General features: G+C 60.9%; 14 protein-coding genes. 6 read left to right on the top strand and 8 right to left on the bottom strand.

Translation table 11 applies throughout. From position 1 onward, the window contains the following. The first annotated feature begins 91 nt into the window (after nt 1-91). The gene (locus AB8841_RS27325; RefSeq protein ID WP_370438873.1) at nt 92-1,510 is read left to right on the top strand and encodes an MmgE/PrpD family protein; all 1,419 of its coding nucleotides are present in this window, start codon (nt 92-94) and stop codon (nt 1,508-1,510) included. A gap of 157 nt (nt 1,511-1,667) precedes the next feature. Then, nucleotides 1,668-2,762, top strand: coding sequence for an isocitrate/isopropylmalate dehydrogenase family protein (locus AB8841_RS27320; RefSeq protein ID WP_370438872.1), 1,095 nt, complete (start codon nt 1,668-1,670; stop codon nt 2,760-2,762). 126 nt (nt 2,763-2,888) lie between these two features. Here AB8841_RS27320 and AB8841_RS27315 read toward each other — a convergent pair whose 3' ends face one another. Together AB8841_RS27315 and AB8841_RS27310 are read right to left on the bottom strand one after the other, a co-directional pair. After that, nucleotides 2,889-4,460, bottom strand: a complete 1,572-nt coding sequence (locus AB8841_RS27315; protein ID WP_370439390.1) for a rhodanese-like domain-containing protein — start codon at nt 4,458-4,460, stop codon at nt 2,889-2,891. Then, nucleotides 4,460-5,443, bottom strand: coding sequence for an alpha/beta fold hydrolase (locus tag AB8841_RS27310; protein ID WP_370438871.1), 984 nt, complete (start codon nt 5,441-5,443; stop codon nt 4,460-4,462). Before AB8841_RS27310 ends, AB8841_RS27315 begins: the two co-directional genes overlap by 1 nt. 183 nt (nt 5,444-5,626) lie before the next feature. Between AB8841_RS27310 and AB8841_RS27305 the strand changes: the two genes are divergently transcribed. The 3 genes from AB8841_RS27305 (at nt 5,627) to AB8841_RS27295 (ending at nt 8,997) form a co-directional block, all read left to right on the top strand. Then, nucleotides 5,627-6,664: a PdxA family protein gene (locus tag AB8841_RS27305; RefSeq protein WP_370438870.1), complete on the top strand. Its 1,038-nt coding sequence runs from the start codon at nt 5,627-5,629 to the stop codon at nt 6,662-6,664. A gap of 109 nt (nt 6,665-6,773) precedes the next feature. Then, nucleotides 6,774-7,856, top strand: a complete 1,083-nt coding sequence (locus tag AB8841_RS27300) for a tartrate dehydrogenase (RefSeq protein WP_370438869.1) — start codon at nt 6,774-6,776, stop codon at nt 7,854-7,856. A 64-nt stretch (nt 7,857-7,920) separates the two neighbouring features. Next, the gene (locus AB8841_RS27295) at nt 7,921-8,997 is read left to right on the top strand and encodes a tartrate dehydrogenase (protein ID WP_370438868.1); all 1,077 of its coding nucleotides are present in this window, start codon (nt 7,921-7,923) and stop codon (nt 8,995-8,997) included. A gap of 87 nt (nt 8,998-9,084) precedes the next feature. Here AB8841_RS27295 and AB8841_RS27290 read toward each other — a convergent pair whose 3' ends face one another. The 6 genes from AB8841_RS27290 to AB8841_RS27265 form a co-directional block, all read right to left on the bottom strand. Further along, a complete protein-coding gene (locus tag AB8841_RS27290) occupies nt 9,085-9,843 on the bottom strand; it encodes an ABC transporter ATP-binding protein (protein WP_370438867.1) in 759 nt (252 codons plus the stop codon). Next, complete coding sequence (locus AB8841_RS27285; protein WP_370439389.1) at nt 9,840-10,751, bottom strand: iron chelate uptake ABC transporter family permease subunit; 912 nt, start codon at nt 10,749-10,751, stop codon at nt 9,840-9,842. The genes AB8841_RS27290 and AB8841_RS27285 overlap by 4 nt, the downstream gene beginning before the upstream one ends. A gap of 40 nt (nt 10,752-10,791) precedes the next feature. Continuing rightward, entirely contained in the window at nt 10,792-11,754 is a 963-nt protein-coding gene (locus tag AB8841_RS27280; RefSeq protein ID WP_370438866.1) for an ABC transporter permease, read from the bottom strand. Between the two features lie 107 nt (nt 11,755-11,861). Next, nucleotides 11,862-12,797 (bottom strand): siderophore ABC transporter substrate-binding protein, encoded by a 936-nt coding sequence (locus AB8841_RS27275; RefSeq protein WP_370438865.1) that lies wholly within the window; start codon nt 12,795-12,797, stop codon nt 11,862-11,864. 46 nt (nt 12,798-12,843) lie between these two features. Further along, nucleotides 12,844-13,605 (bottom strand): siderophore-interacting protein, encoded by a 762-nt coding sequence (locus AB8841_RS27270; protein ID WP_370438864.1) that lies wholly within the window; start codon nt 13,603-13,605, stop codon nt 12,844-12,846. Between the two features lie 60 nt (nt 13,606-13,665). After that, entirely contained in the window at nt 13,666-15,693 is a 2,028-nt protein-coding gene (locus tag AB8841_RS27265; RefSeq protein WP_370439388.1) for a TonB-dependent receptor domain-containing protein, read from the bottom strand. 368 nt (nt 15,694-16,061) lie between these two features. Here AB8841_RS27265 and AB8841_RS27260 point away from each other — a divergent pair, with 368 nt between their 5' ends. Beyond that, a complete protein-coding gene (locus tag AB8841_RS27260) occupies nt 16,062-17,546 on the top strand; it encodes a glycosyl transferase family protein (RefSeq protein ID WP_370438863.1) in 1,485 nt (494 codons plus the stop codon). The last annotated feature ends 46 nt before the right edge of the window (nt 17,547-17,592 follow it).

Genomic DNA, 17,592 nt, shown 5'->3' with positions numbered 1-17,592 from the left:
AGTATGCAAAAGATTGTTGACAATAAACAATGAATATCAAATGCTCAGAATACCAATAGGCCCATCAGGGTAGCACCAGGGAAGGAAGAGTATGGACACGAAGGTCGAAACCGGAGACAGCGCGCTCACGTGGTACGTCGCCGACTTCATCTGCAACACAGGCGAGGCGGACCTTCCGCAGAACGTCGTCGAACTCGGAAAGAAATCTATTCTCGACGGGCTTGGGCTTGCGATTTCAGGGTCGGTTGCGAAGTCGGGCGAATATGTTCAACGTCATCTCGCCGATCTTGGACTGAGTGCTGGTCCATCGACCGTCATCGGCACAGCGCTGCGTGTTGCTCCTCGCTTCGCCGCCTTCGCCAATGGCGTGGGAATCCATGCCGACGACTATGACGACACTCAGCTCGCGGTCGCGGCTGATCGTGTCTATGGGCTTCTCACCCATCCCACCGCACCCGCGCTGCCGGCGGCTCTTGCCATCGGTGAGATGGTCGGCGCCGATGGCCGCTCCGTCATGCTTGCCTATCATCTCGGCGTCGAAGTCGAGTGCAAGATCGCCGAGGCGATCAACCCACGCCATTACCAGACCGGATTCCACGCCACCGCGACCTGCGGGACTTTCGCTGCCGCAGCCGCGACATCGCGCCTGATGGGCCTGAATCCGGAAACAACGAACAGAGCCCTATCGATCGCGGGAAGTCAGTCCGCGGGGCTCCGCGAGAATTTCGGCACGATGACGAAGCCGTTCCATGCGGGGCGCTCATCCGAAAGCGGTGTCGCGGCCGCCCAGTTCGCAAATTACGGATGGACGGCAACGGATAAAATTCTAGAGGCGCCTCGCGGCTTCTTCCGTGCCGCTGGCGGAGGCTTCGATCCCAATGCGATTGTGGGCAAGCTCGGTGCGCCATGGACGTTCGCCGATCCGGGCGTCTCGATCAAACCGCATCCGTCAGGCTCTCTGACGCATCCGGGCATGACCGAGATGCTAAGGCTGATTCGTGAAAACGGCATTCGCGCCGGAGACGTCAAACGGGTTCGCGTCGGAACCAATTCCAATATGCCGAACGCCCTCATTCACCACCGTCCGACGAATGAACTCCAGGCTAAATTCTCGATGGAGTTCTGCATGGCGATCCTCCTGCTGGAGGGACGGGCCGGTCTTAACGAGTTCACCGACGAGGTGGTGCTGCGTCCGGATGTGCGGGCGATGATCGAGAAGATCGATTTCGTGGTGGACGAGGAGGCGGAGAACGCCGGTTACCATAAGATGACGACGATCATCGACATTGAGCTTGCCGATGGCCGAAAGGTTTCCGGGCGCGCCGATTTCGGTAAAGGAAGCCCGTCGAATCCCATGACCTATGAGGAGGTCTCCAACAAATTCCGTGAATGCGCGGAGTTTGCCCGCTTCCCGCGTCAGCAAGCCGAAGATGTCGTGGCCATGGTGCGGGATCTCGAGACCCTCAAGTCGATCGATCAGCTGATGAGCCGGTTGCGCCTCAAGGACTGAGCGCCACTGCCGCATTCGGCACGAGGGTTCGGCATGACGAACCCTCCCCATGGCGCTGTGGCCCTGCGGGGCCCGGCGCTTTCATTTTGTTGCGACGGCCTACGATCCACTGACCGGATTGGCCGACATCGCTGGTCTCAGAAGCGGAGAAAGAACAGTGAGCAGTAAGACTCTCAAGATCGGAATTTTGGAGGGTGACGATATCGGCCATGAGGTGGTTCCGGCAGCCGTCGAAGTGGCCAGAGCGGCGGCACGTCGCCATAATCTGTCGATCGATTGGATTTCCGTGCCGATTGGTCGACGGGCTCTTGATACTCATGGTTCGACAATGCCCGACAGGACACTTGAAACGCTGACGGCGCTGGACGGCTGGATTCTCGGGCCGATTGGGCATCGGGCCTATCCGCGCGGTCCGGGTGCGATTAATCCTCACCCGATCCTGCGCAAGCACTTCAATCTCTTCGCGAATGTGCGGCCGACACGGTCCTATCCGGATATCGGCTGCCTCCATGACGATGTTGATCTCATCATCGTGCGCGAGAACAATGAGGGGTTCCAGCCGGATCGGAACGTCGTTGCGGGTTCGGGCGAATTCCGTCCAACCGAGGACGTGACGATCTCCGTCCGCGTCATCACGCGTGCGGGCAGCTATCGTGTCGCCAAGGCGGCCCTCGAGCTTGCTCGGCACCGGCGCAAGCACCTGACCTTCGTTCACAAGGACACCGTCTTCAAGCTCGGATGCGGCATGTTCGTCGAGGAGTGCAAGCGCGCCGCGCAGGAGTATCCTGATGTGGTCGTCGACGATGTCATCGTAGACACGTTCGCGATGCGCCTCGTCAGGGATCCGCAGAGCTTCGACGTTGTCGTGACCACGAACATGTTCGGGGACATCCTGTCCGATGAGGCTGCGGGTCTCGTCGGGGGGCTCGGCATGGCGCCCGGTCTCTGCATCGGCGAGGGCAACATTGCCATGGCGCAGGCGACCCATGGCTCGGCGCCAGATATCGCCGGGAAGGGAATTGCGAACCCGTATGCCATGATCGAGTCGACCCGCATGCTCTTCGATTGGCTTGGCCATGCTCGCGAGGTCCCAGAAGCGATTGCCGCCGCCGCGTCCATGGAACGGGCAATGACCCGGACACTGATGGATCCCGCAAGCCGCACCGGCGATATCCGTGGGACCGGGCGGACTGGAGACATGACCCGCGCTATCGTCCGGAACATCGAGGAAGACACGCGCGCAGTCGCCTAACTCGCGATTGCGAACGAGCGCATCGCGCGGACCCGGCAGCGAAAACCGGGTCCACTTTTCCGCACGATGCTGTAGTGGACCCGGCAGTCCGGAAACAGGCAGCCGTGTCCGGGCCTCGTCATTCTGTCAAAGCAGAAACGTGGCCCGCTCCTGAGCATCGAGCCGGTCTAAGAGACCCGTCTCCCATGCGAGATATTGTCGGGCTGCATCGAGATTGCCGTCATGCCTGTCGTGAACGAAGGACAGGAAATCGATCGGACATGCTGTTGATTCCGGCCAACCCGTCTCCGTCGCCAGGCCCGCGGACTTCCAGGCATCGAGGCCGCCACTCACAATTCGCACATCCTCATATCCGATCTCCCTGAGGTCGAGAGCCGCGAGACGGGCGATTGACTCGTCCGCGATCAGGCAAAGACTGCCCTGCCAGTCGCCAAGGGTTGTCTTCAGTTCAGGACGGATCGTCCAGCGGCTTCCTGCAGGATGCTCCCGGCGGTATTCGATGGACAAGCGAAGATCCAGGAGAAGGACTTTGCCGCCCGCAGCAGCCTCTGCGGCTTCCCGCGGTGCAATATGCTGCAGACCCGGAGCAGGAATGACAGGCGAGGCCTGGAAAGGCCGCCACCCGTCGTGAGCGAGGGTCGTGTCCGTGTCCGTCAGCACATAGGTCTCGTAGCCGATTTGCCTGAGCCAATAGGCTGCAAGAGAAGCCCGCAATCCCGTGTCATCAGCAAGGACGACGCGCGCGCGGCGCACGCCGAGCCAACGATCCGTGGCCTGGACAATCTGCACACAGGGTGCATGGATTGCCCCCTGCAGATGCGCGGCCGCGTACTCCTCTCCGCTACGGACATCGAGCAGATACAGCGTTCGGCTTCGGTCCGCGGCGAAAGTGCCCAGCATGCCTGCGTCGACCATCGGTATGCCGGCTCGTTGGGCAAAATTCTGCGCTCGAAGTCGACTCGCCGCCAGTTCCCCATGGGATAACGAAGGGGCCTCGGCAGGGACCTGACCGCGATTGAGATCAAGTCCTGCGAGGGTCCACCCCTGCGTCCCATTCCGGAGCCCATAAACAGGGTTATCGAGCCCGAGCAGTTTCAGGCTGATGGCGCCGATCAGACTTCTGGTGCGTCCGGCGCATGTGAGCACGAGCGGAATCGATGTGTCGGAAACGACCGCAGGAAAACGGTGTGGGAGCTCGCCGTTCGGCAGGCAGCGCGCTCCCGGAATGGTCATCTTATGGTGTTCCGTCGGCGGGCGTACGTCGACGAGGAAATGTGGACGGTGCTCTCTCTGCCATTCGGCCAACGTCTCCGGGTCAATCACGTCGGGATGAAAGACGTGTTCGGCAAGTTCCCCCAGGGTTTTGCTTGGAACGTATTCTCCTTCGAAGAGGGTATAGCCCGCCTCGATCCATGCCTGGACCCCTCCCGTCACGACCCTGATGTCCTGATAGCCGAGGCGTTCCAGGCGGCTTGCTGCCTTCTCGGCGACACCATCTCCGGCATCGATCAGGACGACCGGCACACGGAAGTTGGGAACGAGGGAGAGGGCCAAGAGCTCGAGCCGGCTGTACGGGCACCATACGGCGAGAAGCGGATGGCCTTCTCCATAGGGACCGTGTTCACGCACGTCCAGAAAGGCGACTTCGGCAGGCGCGTGGACAAGATCCTTCGCTGTAGCGGCGTCGATGTCTCTCATCACGGCGCCGCAGTTTCCTCGACGTGCCCGCTGAACGGTGCCGGCTCGCCTCCCGTGAAGAAAGTCCAGAATGCGGAATAGACAAGATCCGGTCTGTGCTCTGCAGGGTAGTGGCCCGTGGGAATGGCCCAGCCCCTCAGATCCGGAGCCCAGGGCTCCCAGGCTTCCAGAGGCTTGAAGTGGCGGCCGCAATGACTGTTCGATCCCCAGAGGACCAGGACCGGGCAAGAGATGCTCTTCACGCCGAAATCCGCCTGGTCCATGGCGAGGTCGAGCGTGACGGTCGCACGGTAATCCTCACAAACCGCATGGATCTGTTCAGGCGTCGTGCAGCGCACATACTCGGCCATGGCTTCGGGCGAGAAGATCTCGAGGCCGACGCCTTTCTTATTGAGTTTGTAGTGGATGTAATAATCAAGATCGGCGCAGATCAGCTTCTCGGGAAAAGGGGCCTTTTGCGCCATGAAGAACCAGTGATACGCCTCAAGACCCCATCCAAGCGTAACATTGGTCAGCACATGGTGCGTCGGCACGATGTCCAAGGCGGCGATGCGCTCGATCCTGTCCGGAGCGTCCAGAGCCATGCGGAAGGCGACGCGCGCCCCACGGTCATGGCCGGCAACGGCAAAACGCTCGAAGCCCAGGGCGGTCATGACCTCAAAGTTGTCCTGCCCCATGGCTCGGAACGTATACGCCTCATGCTCCGAGCCGCCGTCAGGCTTGGAACTGTCGCCATAGCCGCGTAGATCAGGCGCTACCACGGTGAAACTCTTCGCGAGGCTTGGAGCGATCTTGTGCCAGCTCACATGTGTCAGCGGATTGCCGTGAAGAAGAAGAAGGGGCGGACCATTTCCCGCGACGGCAACGCGGATTTTAGCACCCGACGTCTCGATGGTCTTGTAGGTGAAGCCTTCCATCAACGAGCTGCCATGAGCGCTCAGGGGCGGCATGGAAGCGTTCCGCTCGAACAAAGGTCTGTTCATCACTGATCATCCAGGTTGGACACAGCGCAAACGTCGAGCCAATTTCGTAAATTGTCAACAATCTTCCATTGACTATTTTCTGTGAGTTGCCATGCTTCCGGTACATGCCTCAGGTGGCCAGGCGGGCGAGAATTCCATTGGCTTCACCCTGAGCGGCACTCATCGGTAAGGGGAACTCTGAACGTGGCGGTATCAAGCACTGAAGGGCAGGCACTGCCCCGAATCGCGCTCCTGCTCGGCGACTACACGGGAATCGGGCCGGAGCAGTGCGCTCGCGTCCTGTCGGATGGACGCCTGAACGATGCAGCTCGCCTCATGGTGGTCGGAGACGTGCGGGTTCTGGAGCAGGGCATGCGAGATGCGGGAGCATCATTGTCCTGGCGTGCCGTTTCATCGGTTTCCGAAATCGACTGGAGCTGCCCGGATGTCCCTGTCGTTGATCTCAAGAACATCGATCCGACGAGCTTGCCCCGCGGTGTCGTCTCGGCCGAGTCGGGCCGCCTGACAGGGGACACCTTGGCGTATGCCATTGCGATGTCACAACGGGGTGAGGTGGACGCTATCACCTTCGCGCCGCTCAACAAGGCGGCTCTCCACGCCGGAGGGTGGCACTTTCCGGACGAGCACAAGATGTTCGCCCACCTTCTCGATCACCGTGGATATTTCTCCGAGATGAATGTCCTCGACGATCAATGGATGTCGCGGGTGACATCCCATGTCTCTCTGCGGCAGGCCATCGAGCAGATCAACGCCCAGAGCATCACGGACGCCATCCAACTGGCCGACCGTACCATGAGGCGGGCGGGCATCGCGAAGCCGCGCTTGGCTGTCGCGGCGCTCAATCCGCATGCCGGGGAGGGAGGACTGTTCGGAACCGAGGAGATCGAGATCATCGCTCCCGCGGTAGCCGCCGCCGCGCAGAGCGGAATCGACTGCCGGGGTCCGTTTCCCGCCGACACGGTTTACCTGAAGGCGTTTGCGGGCGAGTATGATGGAGTTGTCGCCATGTACCACGATCAGGGGCAGATCGCGACGAAGCTGCGCGGTTTCAACCGGGGCGTCACGGTCACGGCCGGGCTTGGGGCGGTCTTCACGACCCCGGCACATGGAACCGCGTTCGACATCGTCGGCAAGGGCATTGCCTCCACCGGCGCATTGGAGAATGCCGTGCGCCTTGCTGCAAGGCTGGCGGGAGCCGAAAAGGCCAAGATGGCGGCCTGATGATGGCGGCCTGATGATGGCGGCCTGATCGAACGGGCCTCGGCAGGATCGTCATGCTTTGGTCGAGTGCCCGAAAAGCAAAGTATTAAGCGCTTCACAGGTGTCAGCGATGTCTCTGGAACAGAAGAGGAAGTACCGGTTGGCCGTCATTCCGGGAGACGGCATCGGCAAGGAGGTCGTCCCGGAAGGCGTGCGCGTGCTGGAGGTCGCAGCGTCGAAGTTCGGATTCGACCTGCAACTCGATCACTTCGATTTCTCATCCTACGATTACTACGCCAAGCATGGTCACATGCTGCCGGAGGATTGGAAGGAGCAGATCGGCAATCACGACGCCATCTTCTTCGGGGCCGTCGGTTGGCCGGACAAGATCCCGGATCACATCTCGCTCTGGGGCTCGCTGCTTCAGTTCCGGCGCGAGTTCGACCAGTATATCAACCTGCGCCCCGTGCGCCTGATGCCTGGCGTTCCTACGCCGCTTGCAAATCGCAAGCCCGGCGACATCGACTTCTGGGTCGTCCGCGAGAATACGGAGGGCGAGTATTCCTCTATCGGGGGAAAAATGTTCCCGGGCACGGAGCGTGAAGTGGTCATCCAGGAGACCGTCATGACGCGCATCGGCGTCGACCGGGTCCTGCAATTCGCGTTCGACCTGGCCCAGAAGCGGCCCAAGAAGCATTTGACGTCGGCTACGAAATCGAATGGCATCTCGATCACCATGCCGTACTGGGACGATCGCGTCGAGGCCATGGCCAGGAACTACCCGGATGTCAAATGGGACAAATATCATATCGATATTCTGACCGCCCATTTCGTTCTGCATCCTGACTGGTTCGACGTCGTTGTCGCTTCCAACCTCTTTGGCGATATTCTGTCCGATCTCGGGCCTGCCTGTACCGGAACGATCGGCATTGCACCCTCGGGCAACATCAATCCTCCTGGTCATTTTCCATCTCTCTTCGAGCCCGTTCACGGATCGGCCCCGGATATTGCAGGGCAGGGGATCGCAAACCCCATCGGCCAGATCTGGGCAGGTGCGATGATGCTTGAGCATCTTGGAGAAAGCGAAGCTGCTGCTGCCATTGTGAGAGCCATCGAGAGCACCCTGAGCGAACGGACGCTCCGGACGCGTGACCTCGGAGGAAACGCGGATACCGAGACGACCGGAAAGGCCGTTGCTGAGGCGCTCAGCTGAAGATGCGGTGCAAAGAAGAAACGTTGGGCTGGGTGGCTGAGGCCAACCCATGCGGGAGATGATCGTGAAGGACTATAGAATCGCAAGCATTCCGGGCGATGGAATCGGCAAGGAGGTTATTTCCGCAGGCGTTGAGGTTCTCCATGCGCTTGCCGAGCGGGAAGGGACGTTCCGGCTCAGTTTCGAAGCCTTCGACTGGGGATCGGACTATTACAAGCGGCATGGGATCATGATGCCGGAGGATGGCCTGGAAACTCTGAAGCCATTCGATGCAATCTATTTCGGTGCTGTCGGCGCTCCCGACGTGCCCGATCATATTACGCTCTGGGGGTTGCGCCTTGCGATCTGCCAGCCCTTCGACCAGTACGCAAATGTGCGCCCGACCCGAATTCTGCCGGGCATCGAAGGACCATTGCGGAATGTCGGATCAAAGGATCTCGACTGGGTTATCGTCCGCGAGAATTCGGAGGGTGAGTACGCTGGTCAGGGCGGGCGGTCACACCGAGGATTGCCGGAAGAGGTCGCTACGGAGGTGACGATCTTCACGCGGGCCGGCGTTACGCGGATCATGCGATTTGCGTTCGAGCTGGCCCGTTCCCGTCCGCGCAAGCTCCTGACGGTCGTCACGAAGTCGAATGCACAGCGGCATGGCATGGTCATGTGGGATGAAATTGCCGCCGAGGTTGCGGCGGATTATCCTGATGTGACCTGGGACAAGATGCTCGTCGACGCCATGACGATGCGCATGACGCTCAAACCCTGGACCCTCGATACCATCGTGGCGACCAATCTGCAGGCCGACATCCTGTCCGACCTCGCGGCCGCTCTCGCGGGCTCGCTCGGCATTGCGCCGACGGCAAATCTCAACCCCGAGCGGAGATTCCCATCGATGTTCGAGCCGATCCATGGCTCTGCGTTCGATATCACGGGGAAAGGGATTGCCAATCCGATCGGGACGTTCTGGTCGGCGACCATGATGCTGGAGCATCTTGGAGAAAAGGCCGCCGCCGACCGCCTCATGAGAGCCATCGAGCGGGTCACGGCAGATCAGGGTCTCCATACGCCCGATCTTGGAGGAGCCGCGACGACACGTCAGGTCACGGATGCCGTAATCGCTGCCATTCTCGCCGATAATGAATGAAGCGAGGTGTGCCTTTCAAAGAGTAAACCTCTTCCGCATCCCATCGACGAGGCATGGTGTCGTGATGAAGTCGGAAACTTCCTGCTATCAGGTATAGTAGATCGAGATCCTGCGCCCCTGAACCTCCTGCACTTCGACATCCATCTCATAGATCTCGCGGATTGCTTCGCTTGTCATGATCTCGCGGGGTGAGCCGTGCCGGATGACGGATCCATCGCGCATGGCCACGATGTAGTCCGAGTAGCAGGAGGCGAAGTTGATGTCGTGAAGAACGAGCACGATGGTCTTGCTGAGGATGTCGGCCGCTTGACGCAGAAGCTTCATCATTCCGACCGCATGCTTCATGTCGAGATTGTTCAGGGGCTCGTCGAAGAGAACGTAGTCCGTGTCCTGGCAGAGCACCATGGCCACATAGGCGCGCTGGCGCTGTCCGCCCGACAATTCGTCCAGGAAACGGCCGGCGAGACCTTCTAGCCCAAGAAAGCCGATCGCCTTGTCCACATGAGCGCGGTCTTCGGCCGTCAGGCGGCCCTTCGAATAGGGATAGCGGCCGAACTCGACCAAGTCCTGGACCGTCAGCCGCGAGCCGACGCGATTGTCCTGCCTGAGGATGGACAGACGCTTCGCCAAGACATCCGAAGGGGTCTTGGTCACGTCGAGACCATCAACCCGGACCGTTCCGGATGTCATAGGCGCAAGCCGGCTGATCATCGACAGGAGCGTGGACTTGCCGGCACCGTTCGGACCGATAATAGACGTGATGCCGCGGCGCGGGATCTGCAGCGATACGTCCCGCACGACGATGGAGTCGCCGTAGCTCTTTCGGATGTTGGAGATCTCGATCAACGGGAAGATCCTCTGATCAGGAGGGCCAGGAAGGCGATCCCGCCCAGAAATTCGATAACGATGCTCAAGGCAGTATCAAACGCGAAGACCCGCTCAAGGATGAGCTGACCACCGACGAGAACGATCACAGCGAGCAGTGCTGCGATCGGCAGCACGAACCGATGTCTGTACGTTCCCGCCAGAGGATAGGCGAGATTGGCGACCAGAAGCCCGAAGAAGGTCACAGGTCCCACCAGGGCGGTCGATACCGAAACGAGGACCGCCACAAGAACAAGGACGACCGTCGTCCCTCGGTTGTGATCGACACCCAGGTTGATGGCAGCCTCACGGCCAAGGGCCAATACGTCATAGACGGGGATGAGTCGCCATCCGATGATTGATACGATAAGAACTGCAGCGGCCGACACGCCGAGAAGATTGCTCTCGACATTATTGAAGTTCGCAAACAGGCGGTCCTGGAGAAGCACGAATTCGTTGGGATCGATGATCCGTTGCATGAAGCCGGAGAGACTGCGAAACAGAACGCCGAAGACGATCCCCACCAGTACCAGCAGATGAAGGCTGCGACTGCTGCCCGAAAAGAGCCAGCGATAGAGAAGGCTTGAGAACGCCACCATTGCGGCGACTTCGCATACGAAGAGCAGGCGAGGGTCCAAGGCCGCCACATGAGCGGAGCCGATCGTGAAGATCAGGCTTGTCTGGATGAGGACATAAAGCGCATCGAAACCCATGATGGAAGGCGTCAGGATCCGGTTGTGGCTCACCGTCTGAAAGAGAACGGTCGAGACTGCAATGGCGTAGGCGACCAGAATCATCGCTACGACCTTCATGCCGCGAAAAGCCAGGATGAAGTCCCAGCGCCCTTTCGCATTCAGTGTCATGAACAGCACGATCACGCCGATCGCCATCGCGGCGAGGATCAGGCAAATGCGGGCAGGCTTTCTTTGTTCACGCAAGGCGTTCGCGCCCCCGAAGCAAGAGAAACAGGAACAAGCCGCTGCCGACGATGCCCATGACGGTTCCGATCGGAATCTCGTAAGGGTAGTATGCCAATCGCCCGACAATGTCGCAGATCAGGACGAGGCCCGCTCCCAAGAGGGCGACCCAGGGCAGCGAGCGCCGCATGTTGTCTCCGATCACCAGACTGACGATATTCGGAACGATCAGGCCGAGGAACGGCAGCATGCCGACGGTCACGACGATAGTGGCCGTCACCATTGCGACGATGACGAGGCCCAGCGATACGATGCTGCGGTAGCGCAAGCCCAGATTGGTGGCGAAGTCCCGCCCCATCCCGGCCAGTGTCAATCGGTCGGCAGCGAGATAGGCGAAGATCGTCAAGGCGGACGCAACCCAGAGCAGCTCGTACCGACCACGCAGAACGCCGGAGAAGTCGCCGGTGGTCCAGGCATTCACCGATTGCAGCAGATCGAACCTGTAGGCGAAGAACGTGGTGATCGCGCCGACGATTCCGCCCAACATGATGCCGACGAGCGGTACGGTCATTACGGAGCGGAGGGGCACACGTTTGAGGATGCGCAGGAACAGAGCTGTCCCTGCAAGCGCAAATCCGGAAGCGACCAGCATCTTCACAAGGACCGGCGCTTCCGGTGCGAACAGAGTGACGACGAGGAGGCCGAGACTTGCGGACTCGACCGTCCCTGCAGTGGATGGTTCAACGAACCTGTTGCGGGTCAGCATCTGCATGATCGTCCCGGCCACCGCCATGGCCGTCCCGGCCAGGATGAGAGCCAGGGTCCTGGGGATTCGGGAGATCAGCAGGATCTGGGCGGCTTGTTGCCCCTCCTGCGGTGAGAAAAGTGCGGACAGCGATACATCGCCGACGCCGATCAGCAGGCTGATCAGCCCCAGGACAATAAGCATGGCCGTAGCGAGGACGAGGCGTTTCACAATGATTCCGGAGCGCTCGCGCCGAGCAGATCCAATTGGGAGGATTTCAGATCACCCGTGGGTGATCCGCAATCGTGGCATACCTTGATGAGCTGGTCGGTTCAGGGCTATGGCTTGGTGACCGCCTTCCGGATCTGGTCCACGCTGGTCTGAAGGGCGGTCAATCCACCGCCGACCAGATACCAATTGACAGGATCCAGGTAAACGACCTGATTGTTCTTCCAGGCCTTGGTCTGGGCAACGAGGTCGTTGTCCAGAACCTTCTTGGCTGCACCGTTGCCTCGACCCGTCGCCGCATCGCGGTCGATCACGAAGAGCCAGTCGGGATTCGTCTTGAGGATAAACTCCGCGTTGATCGCTTGGCCGTGGTTCGTCGTCGCCAGTCCTTCGACGGCTGGTACGACCCCGAAATCAGTGTGCAGCACCCCGAAGCGTGAGCCGGGTCCGTAGGCGCTCATCTTGCCGCCGGTGGTGAGGACAAGGAGACCTTTGCCCGCCTTCGATGCGTCCTGTTTAAGGGAAGCGATCGATTGCTCGAGCCGGGCGATCTGTGATGCCGCCTCGGGCTGCCTGTCGAAGATCCTTGCCAGAAGCTGAGCATTCCGTACGACGCTGCCAACATAATCCTTAGGGTCGATTGTCATGTCGATCGTAGGAGCGATCTTCGCCAGAGCTTCGTATTTGGCGCTGGAGCGTCCTCCGACGATGATCAGATCAGGTTCGGCTGAATTCACTGCTTCGTAATCCGGTTCGAACAGCGTGCCGACCTTCTCGTATTTGTCCGAGCCATACTTTGCGAGATATTCGGGAAACCGGGCCGTCGGAACGCCGCTCACCTCGATGCCGAGCGCGCTCAATATGTCGAGCGAAGCAAGATCGAAGGCGAGAACCTTCTTCGGCTTCAAAGGAACCGTCGTCTCGCCCTTGGCGTGCTGGACCTTGATATCCTCCGCATGGGCGCCTGCCGTCAGGATGCCGAGTGCGAAGGCGCCTGCAACCATTGCAGTCACGGTACGAGTAAGGCGGGCAGGAATATGCGTCATGGCGCTGTTCTCCAGGAATAGGCTCAGGGACCGATGGGCGGGATGTTCAGTCGTTCACATGATCGTGGCCGCCGACACGGCCGGGGCGCCAGTAGCCTTCCGCCGAGATCTGATCGCGGGATAGCCCTCGGGCGATCAGGGTGTGTCGCTGGCGCCGGACATTGCTCGTCTCTCCGATGATATAGGCATGGCCCTTGCCCGAGGGCAGAAGGAAGTCCTGGATCACGCCGTTCATCAGTTCGCTCGGGCCGGCAGGGGCACCATTGCGGTGGATCCAACGAACGACGGCATCCGCCTTGGTCTGAAGAGCGATCTCACCGCGCTTGTCGTTCGTCTCGATGAAGGCAAAAGCCCGGGTGCCTTGCGGCATGCCTTCAAGGATATGGGCGATGGCCGGGATGCAGGTTTCATCGCCGGTCAGGAGGTGCCAATCCGCGTCTGAGTGAAGTACGGTTCCCCCTCGCGGGCCTTTCACCTCGATCGTATCTCCGGTCTTCGCCTGTCGGGCCCAAGCCGGGGCCGGCGTATCGCCATGGAGGTAGAAATCGACGCTGATCGTTCCCGCAGCACGATCCAGATTGCGGATCGTGTAGTCCCTCCGTCCAGTCCCTCCTTCCGGAAGAGGAACCATCATGATGATGGCTTGCCCCGGCTTATAGGCGAACGCGGCGATGTCGTCTGCCGTCAGAACCACGCGGCGCATATCAGGATCTACGTTGTAGCTGTCGACGACTCGGAAACTCCAGCTCCGCAGCGGGGGCCTCTGGTGCACCTGTTCGCGGGTGCCTGGTTTATTGTCGTCCATCATGCTTGTTCCTGTTTCTGCGACTGCGATCGACAGTGAGAGGGGAAAAGAGCGCCCATAGGTTCAGAAGGTGGCCGACATGCTCACCCAGAGGCGACGCCCCTCGATGACCGTGTTGTAGTCGGTAGGTTGGACTTCCTTGTCGAAGACGTTGTAGACCGCCGCATTCAGGGTCAGCTGCTCCGTGAGGTCGTAGGTCAGACCGACATCCATCGTCGCATAGGCGTCGTATTTGCGTCCCGCCATGCCGTTGATGAACACGGGAGTGCCGTTCGTACCGATGCGGGCGCCGCCGATGATCTCGGAGCCGTGGTAGTTCACGACGGCCCATGTCGCCAGACCGGCAATCGGTGTGACCCAATCCACGCGCGCATTGGCCATATGCTTGGGGGTGCGGGCGAGCGGGAAGCCTGCATATTCGCCTGTCCGCTGCTCGGAATCCGTGAAGGTGTAGCTGCCGCGGAACGAAAGCGTATCGGTGGCCCGCCAGGTGGCGGCCAGCTCGACGCCTTGGATCACCGCGTCGTCGATGTTGTAGTTGTACCAGAGACGGTAATTCGGATCTTCCGACCAGCGCACGGGGTTGCCGGCATCGTCCAGCACCAGGGCATTGCTGATCTTGTCCCTGAAATCGGTATAGAAATAAGTGGCGCTGGCGGTAAAGCCATTCAGGTTGTCCCACACCGCTCCGATCTCGTAGCTGGTGCTGGTTTCCGCCTGCAGGTTCTCATCGGCAATGATGACGCCGCAAGTCCCGTTCGGGCCGTAGGAGCAGCCTGCGCCGCCGGTCGTGTAGGCGTAGCCCGGTGCGATCTGGCGGATCTCCGGGGCGCGAAATCCCGTCGAAACGCCGCCTTTGACCGTCAGGTTCTCGGTGGCGTGCCAGACCGCATAGCTGCGTGGGCTGAAATGGGCGCCGTAGATCTCGTGCTGATCCATGCGCAGGCCGTTCGTGATCGAGAAGGCATCGGACAGGCGCCACTCGTCTTCGGCGAAGAGGGCCCATTGGTTGATCGTGAACGTCTCCTCGACATTGGTGCGGCGGCCGGGGTTCTGATCCGTCAGCATCGCATTGGACCATTGGCCGCCCGTCACCAGGGTATGGGCGCCGAAGAACTCGAAGGGCGTCGTGAACTTGCCGTCGACGATCGTGTTCCTGATCTCGGGCGAGCGGGGGTTCTTGTCGAAGAGGGAGGTTGCGGGATTCTCCTTGTAATTCCTGCGCTCCGCCCATTCCTGCAGGATCGAGACGTTGGAGGTCGTGGGCCCCCAGCGGCCCTCATGGCTCAGCGACCAGTATTTGCGGTCGTTGAGATTGTACGTATCGCTGTCGGTGGCCTCGAGCGTGCCCCGTTTCGAGGCGTCCCTGCGGATTCGCGTGAAGCCGCTCTCCAGCATCACGTCCTGCCTCTCGTCGGGCGTGAAGGTCAGGCGCCCGCCGAGATTGCCTTCGCGCGCGCCGGTGATGCCGCTGAGCAGGTCGTCCTCGCCCCGGCCGAAGCCCCGGCCCCACAGCTGAAGCCCCAGCATCCGGTGGATCAGCGGGCCGCTCGTATAGAAGGTGCCCTGAGCCGAATTGCCGAATTCATCGTGCTGCTGGAGCGATCCTTCGGTCGTCACCGTGCCGCTCCATGTGTCGGACACCTTGCGCGTGATGATGTTGATCACGCCGCCCATGGCGTCGGAACCGTAGAGCGACGACATGGGGCCGCGGACGACTTCGATGCGGTCGATGGCTGACATTGGCGGGATGAAGCTCTGCTCGAATCCCGCGCTGCCGTTGGTCCGGGAATCCCGGGTATTCTGGCGCTTTCCGTCGATGAGGATCAGCGTGTAGGTGCCCGGAAGACCGCGGATGAAGATATCCTTCTCGTTGGCGACGCCGGTCACCGCGACGCCCTGAACTTCCTTCAAGGCGTCCGTCAGATCGCGAAAGTCGCCCTTCGCGAGTTCCTCGCGGGTAATGACCGAAATGCTCGCCGGAGCATCCTTGACGCTTTGCTCGAAGCCGGATGCCGTCACGACGATCTGATCGAGAGAGATGACGTTGTCCTCGGCAGCGTCCACGGGCATGTCGGCCGTCTGAGCCATCGCGGACGAGGTGACGAGGAGCGCGGCCGACAGACTGCAGGAAGCAAGAAGAGCGAGACGACGGGCCGCTCTTTCATAACTGCCGAAACCGGTGCCGATATCCTTCCGAACCGCCGCGTCAAACCCCATTATCCGCCCCAAACTCATGAAAAAACCAAGTGATGGGAGCTACTAGGTTCTGCGGAAGTGGAGGGTCAACGGCTATGTTTGAGAGTCGTTCTGAGTTCAGGAAATCGCAATTTGTAATGTCTCTAAAGTGTTCCTGCGCGGCTTGAAAGATGTGCGGAAATGAGAAATAGGCAGCGGAACTCGAGAATATGACGAATGACTATCCGGTGCCCATGGCCCGGCTTTGAAACAGGGTTGTTTTGGATTCTGCATTACGGGAACCTGGCCTGAAGCTTGGGCGTCTTCGCCTTCTTCTGGCTCTCGACGCATTGCTCGTGGAGGGCAGCGTCAACCGCGCCGCCGAACGGCTCGGAATGAGCGCTCCCGCGATGAGCAGGCTCCTTGGCCAGATCCGGGACGTCTATGACGATCCGATCTTCATTCGCTCCTCTCGCCGTCTGATCCCGACCCCCTTTGCAGAATCCATGCGCCAGCGGCTGCGCGCCCTGGCGGCAGAAGCCGAGGCGCTGTCCCGGCCGCAGGAGCGGGAGAAGGCCATGGTCGGCGCCGCCATGGATCCGGCCGATTGGGCTCGGCCTCCCGTGGTCGAAGCGGCTCCGCTGGCCGCCCGACCGAGCATCCTGCTCGAAGGCGAACCGTCTCCCGAAGCCTTCGCGCGCAAGCTCGCGTCGCTCGGGACCTCGGAGGACACGCGCAAGCGGCTTGCCAAGCACATCGCGACGCTCGGAGCGGGCATCGGGCATAGCCGCCCTCTCACCGCCGACGAGGCGGAGGATGCCTTCTCGATCATTCTCGACGGAGAAGCCGATCCCGTGCAGATCGGAGCGCTCCTGTCCGTCATGAATTTCAGGGGCGAGACCGCGGCCGAACTGACCGGCTTGGTCCGTGCGGCCCGCACTCACCTGCAAGCGACGCGCCCGGGCGCAATGTCCGTCGATCTGGACTGGCCCGCCTATATTTCACCGAAATCCCGCAGAATGCCCTGGTTCCTGCAGGCGGCATTGCTGCTGGCGCAGGCGGGACATAGGATTCTCCTTCACGGCCTCGATGGGGGAGGCGGCACGAGGGCCAAGCTCGTATCCGCCGCAACCGCCATTGGTATTCCGGTCAGCGCGACCACGGCGTCCGCCACCGAGACGATCGCCAGGCAGGGGATTGCCTATCTGCCGGTGGCCGCCATGTCCTCCCAGCTCCATCGCCTGCACATGCTGTATGGCCTCTTCGAGACGCGCTCGCCCGTGAATTCGCTGATGCCGCTGCTCAACCCTCTCGCGGCGCGCGCCATCCTCATGGGGGTCGTACGTCCGGCCTATCGTGAATTGCACCGCGACGCGGGAGCTCTCCTGGGCTACGAGTACCTGACCGTCATGGGAGGGAGCCGCGACACTGCCGAGGCCACGCCATTCCGTTCGACCACGCTCCTCCGGCGTGCCAACGGACAGACGGAGACACTCTTTCTGCCCGCCTCGCCGGAGCCGATGGCTTATCCGCCGACGGGAATGACGAGCATCGAATACTGGCGCGGGGTCTGGGACGGGACCGTGGACGACGAGCGCGCCACAACGATCATCAATTCCACCGCGGCGATCGCGCTCCTCACCCTGAGCGGCGCAGGCGCAGATCGTCTCGATGAGTGCCTGATCGCGGCAAAGACCCTTTGGGAGCGGCGGCGGAAGGATCTTCCCGAGAGGCCCCATCCTGGCGCGAAAACGCCTGTACGCTGAACCCGGAGGCTTCCACCGGTCTCATCCGGGATATCGATGAAGGGCG

The sequence above is a fragment of the Microvirga sp. TS319 genome (genome assembly GCF_041276405.1).
Lineage (GTDB): Bacteria > Pseudomonadota > Alphaproteobacteria > Rhizobiales > Beijerinckiaceae > Microvirga.
This window is presented reverse-complemented; position numbering and strand designations above follow the sequence as displayed.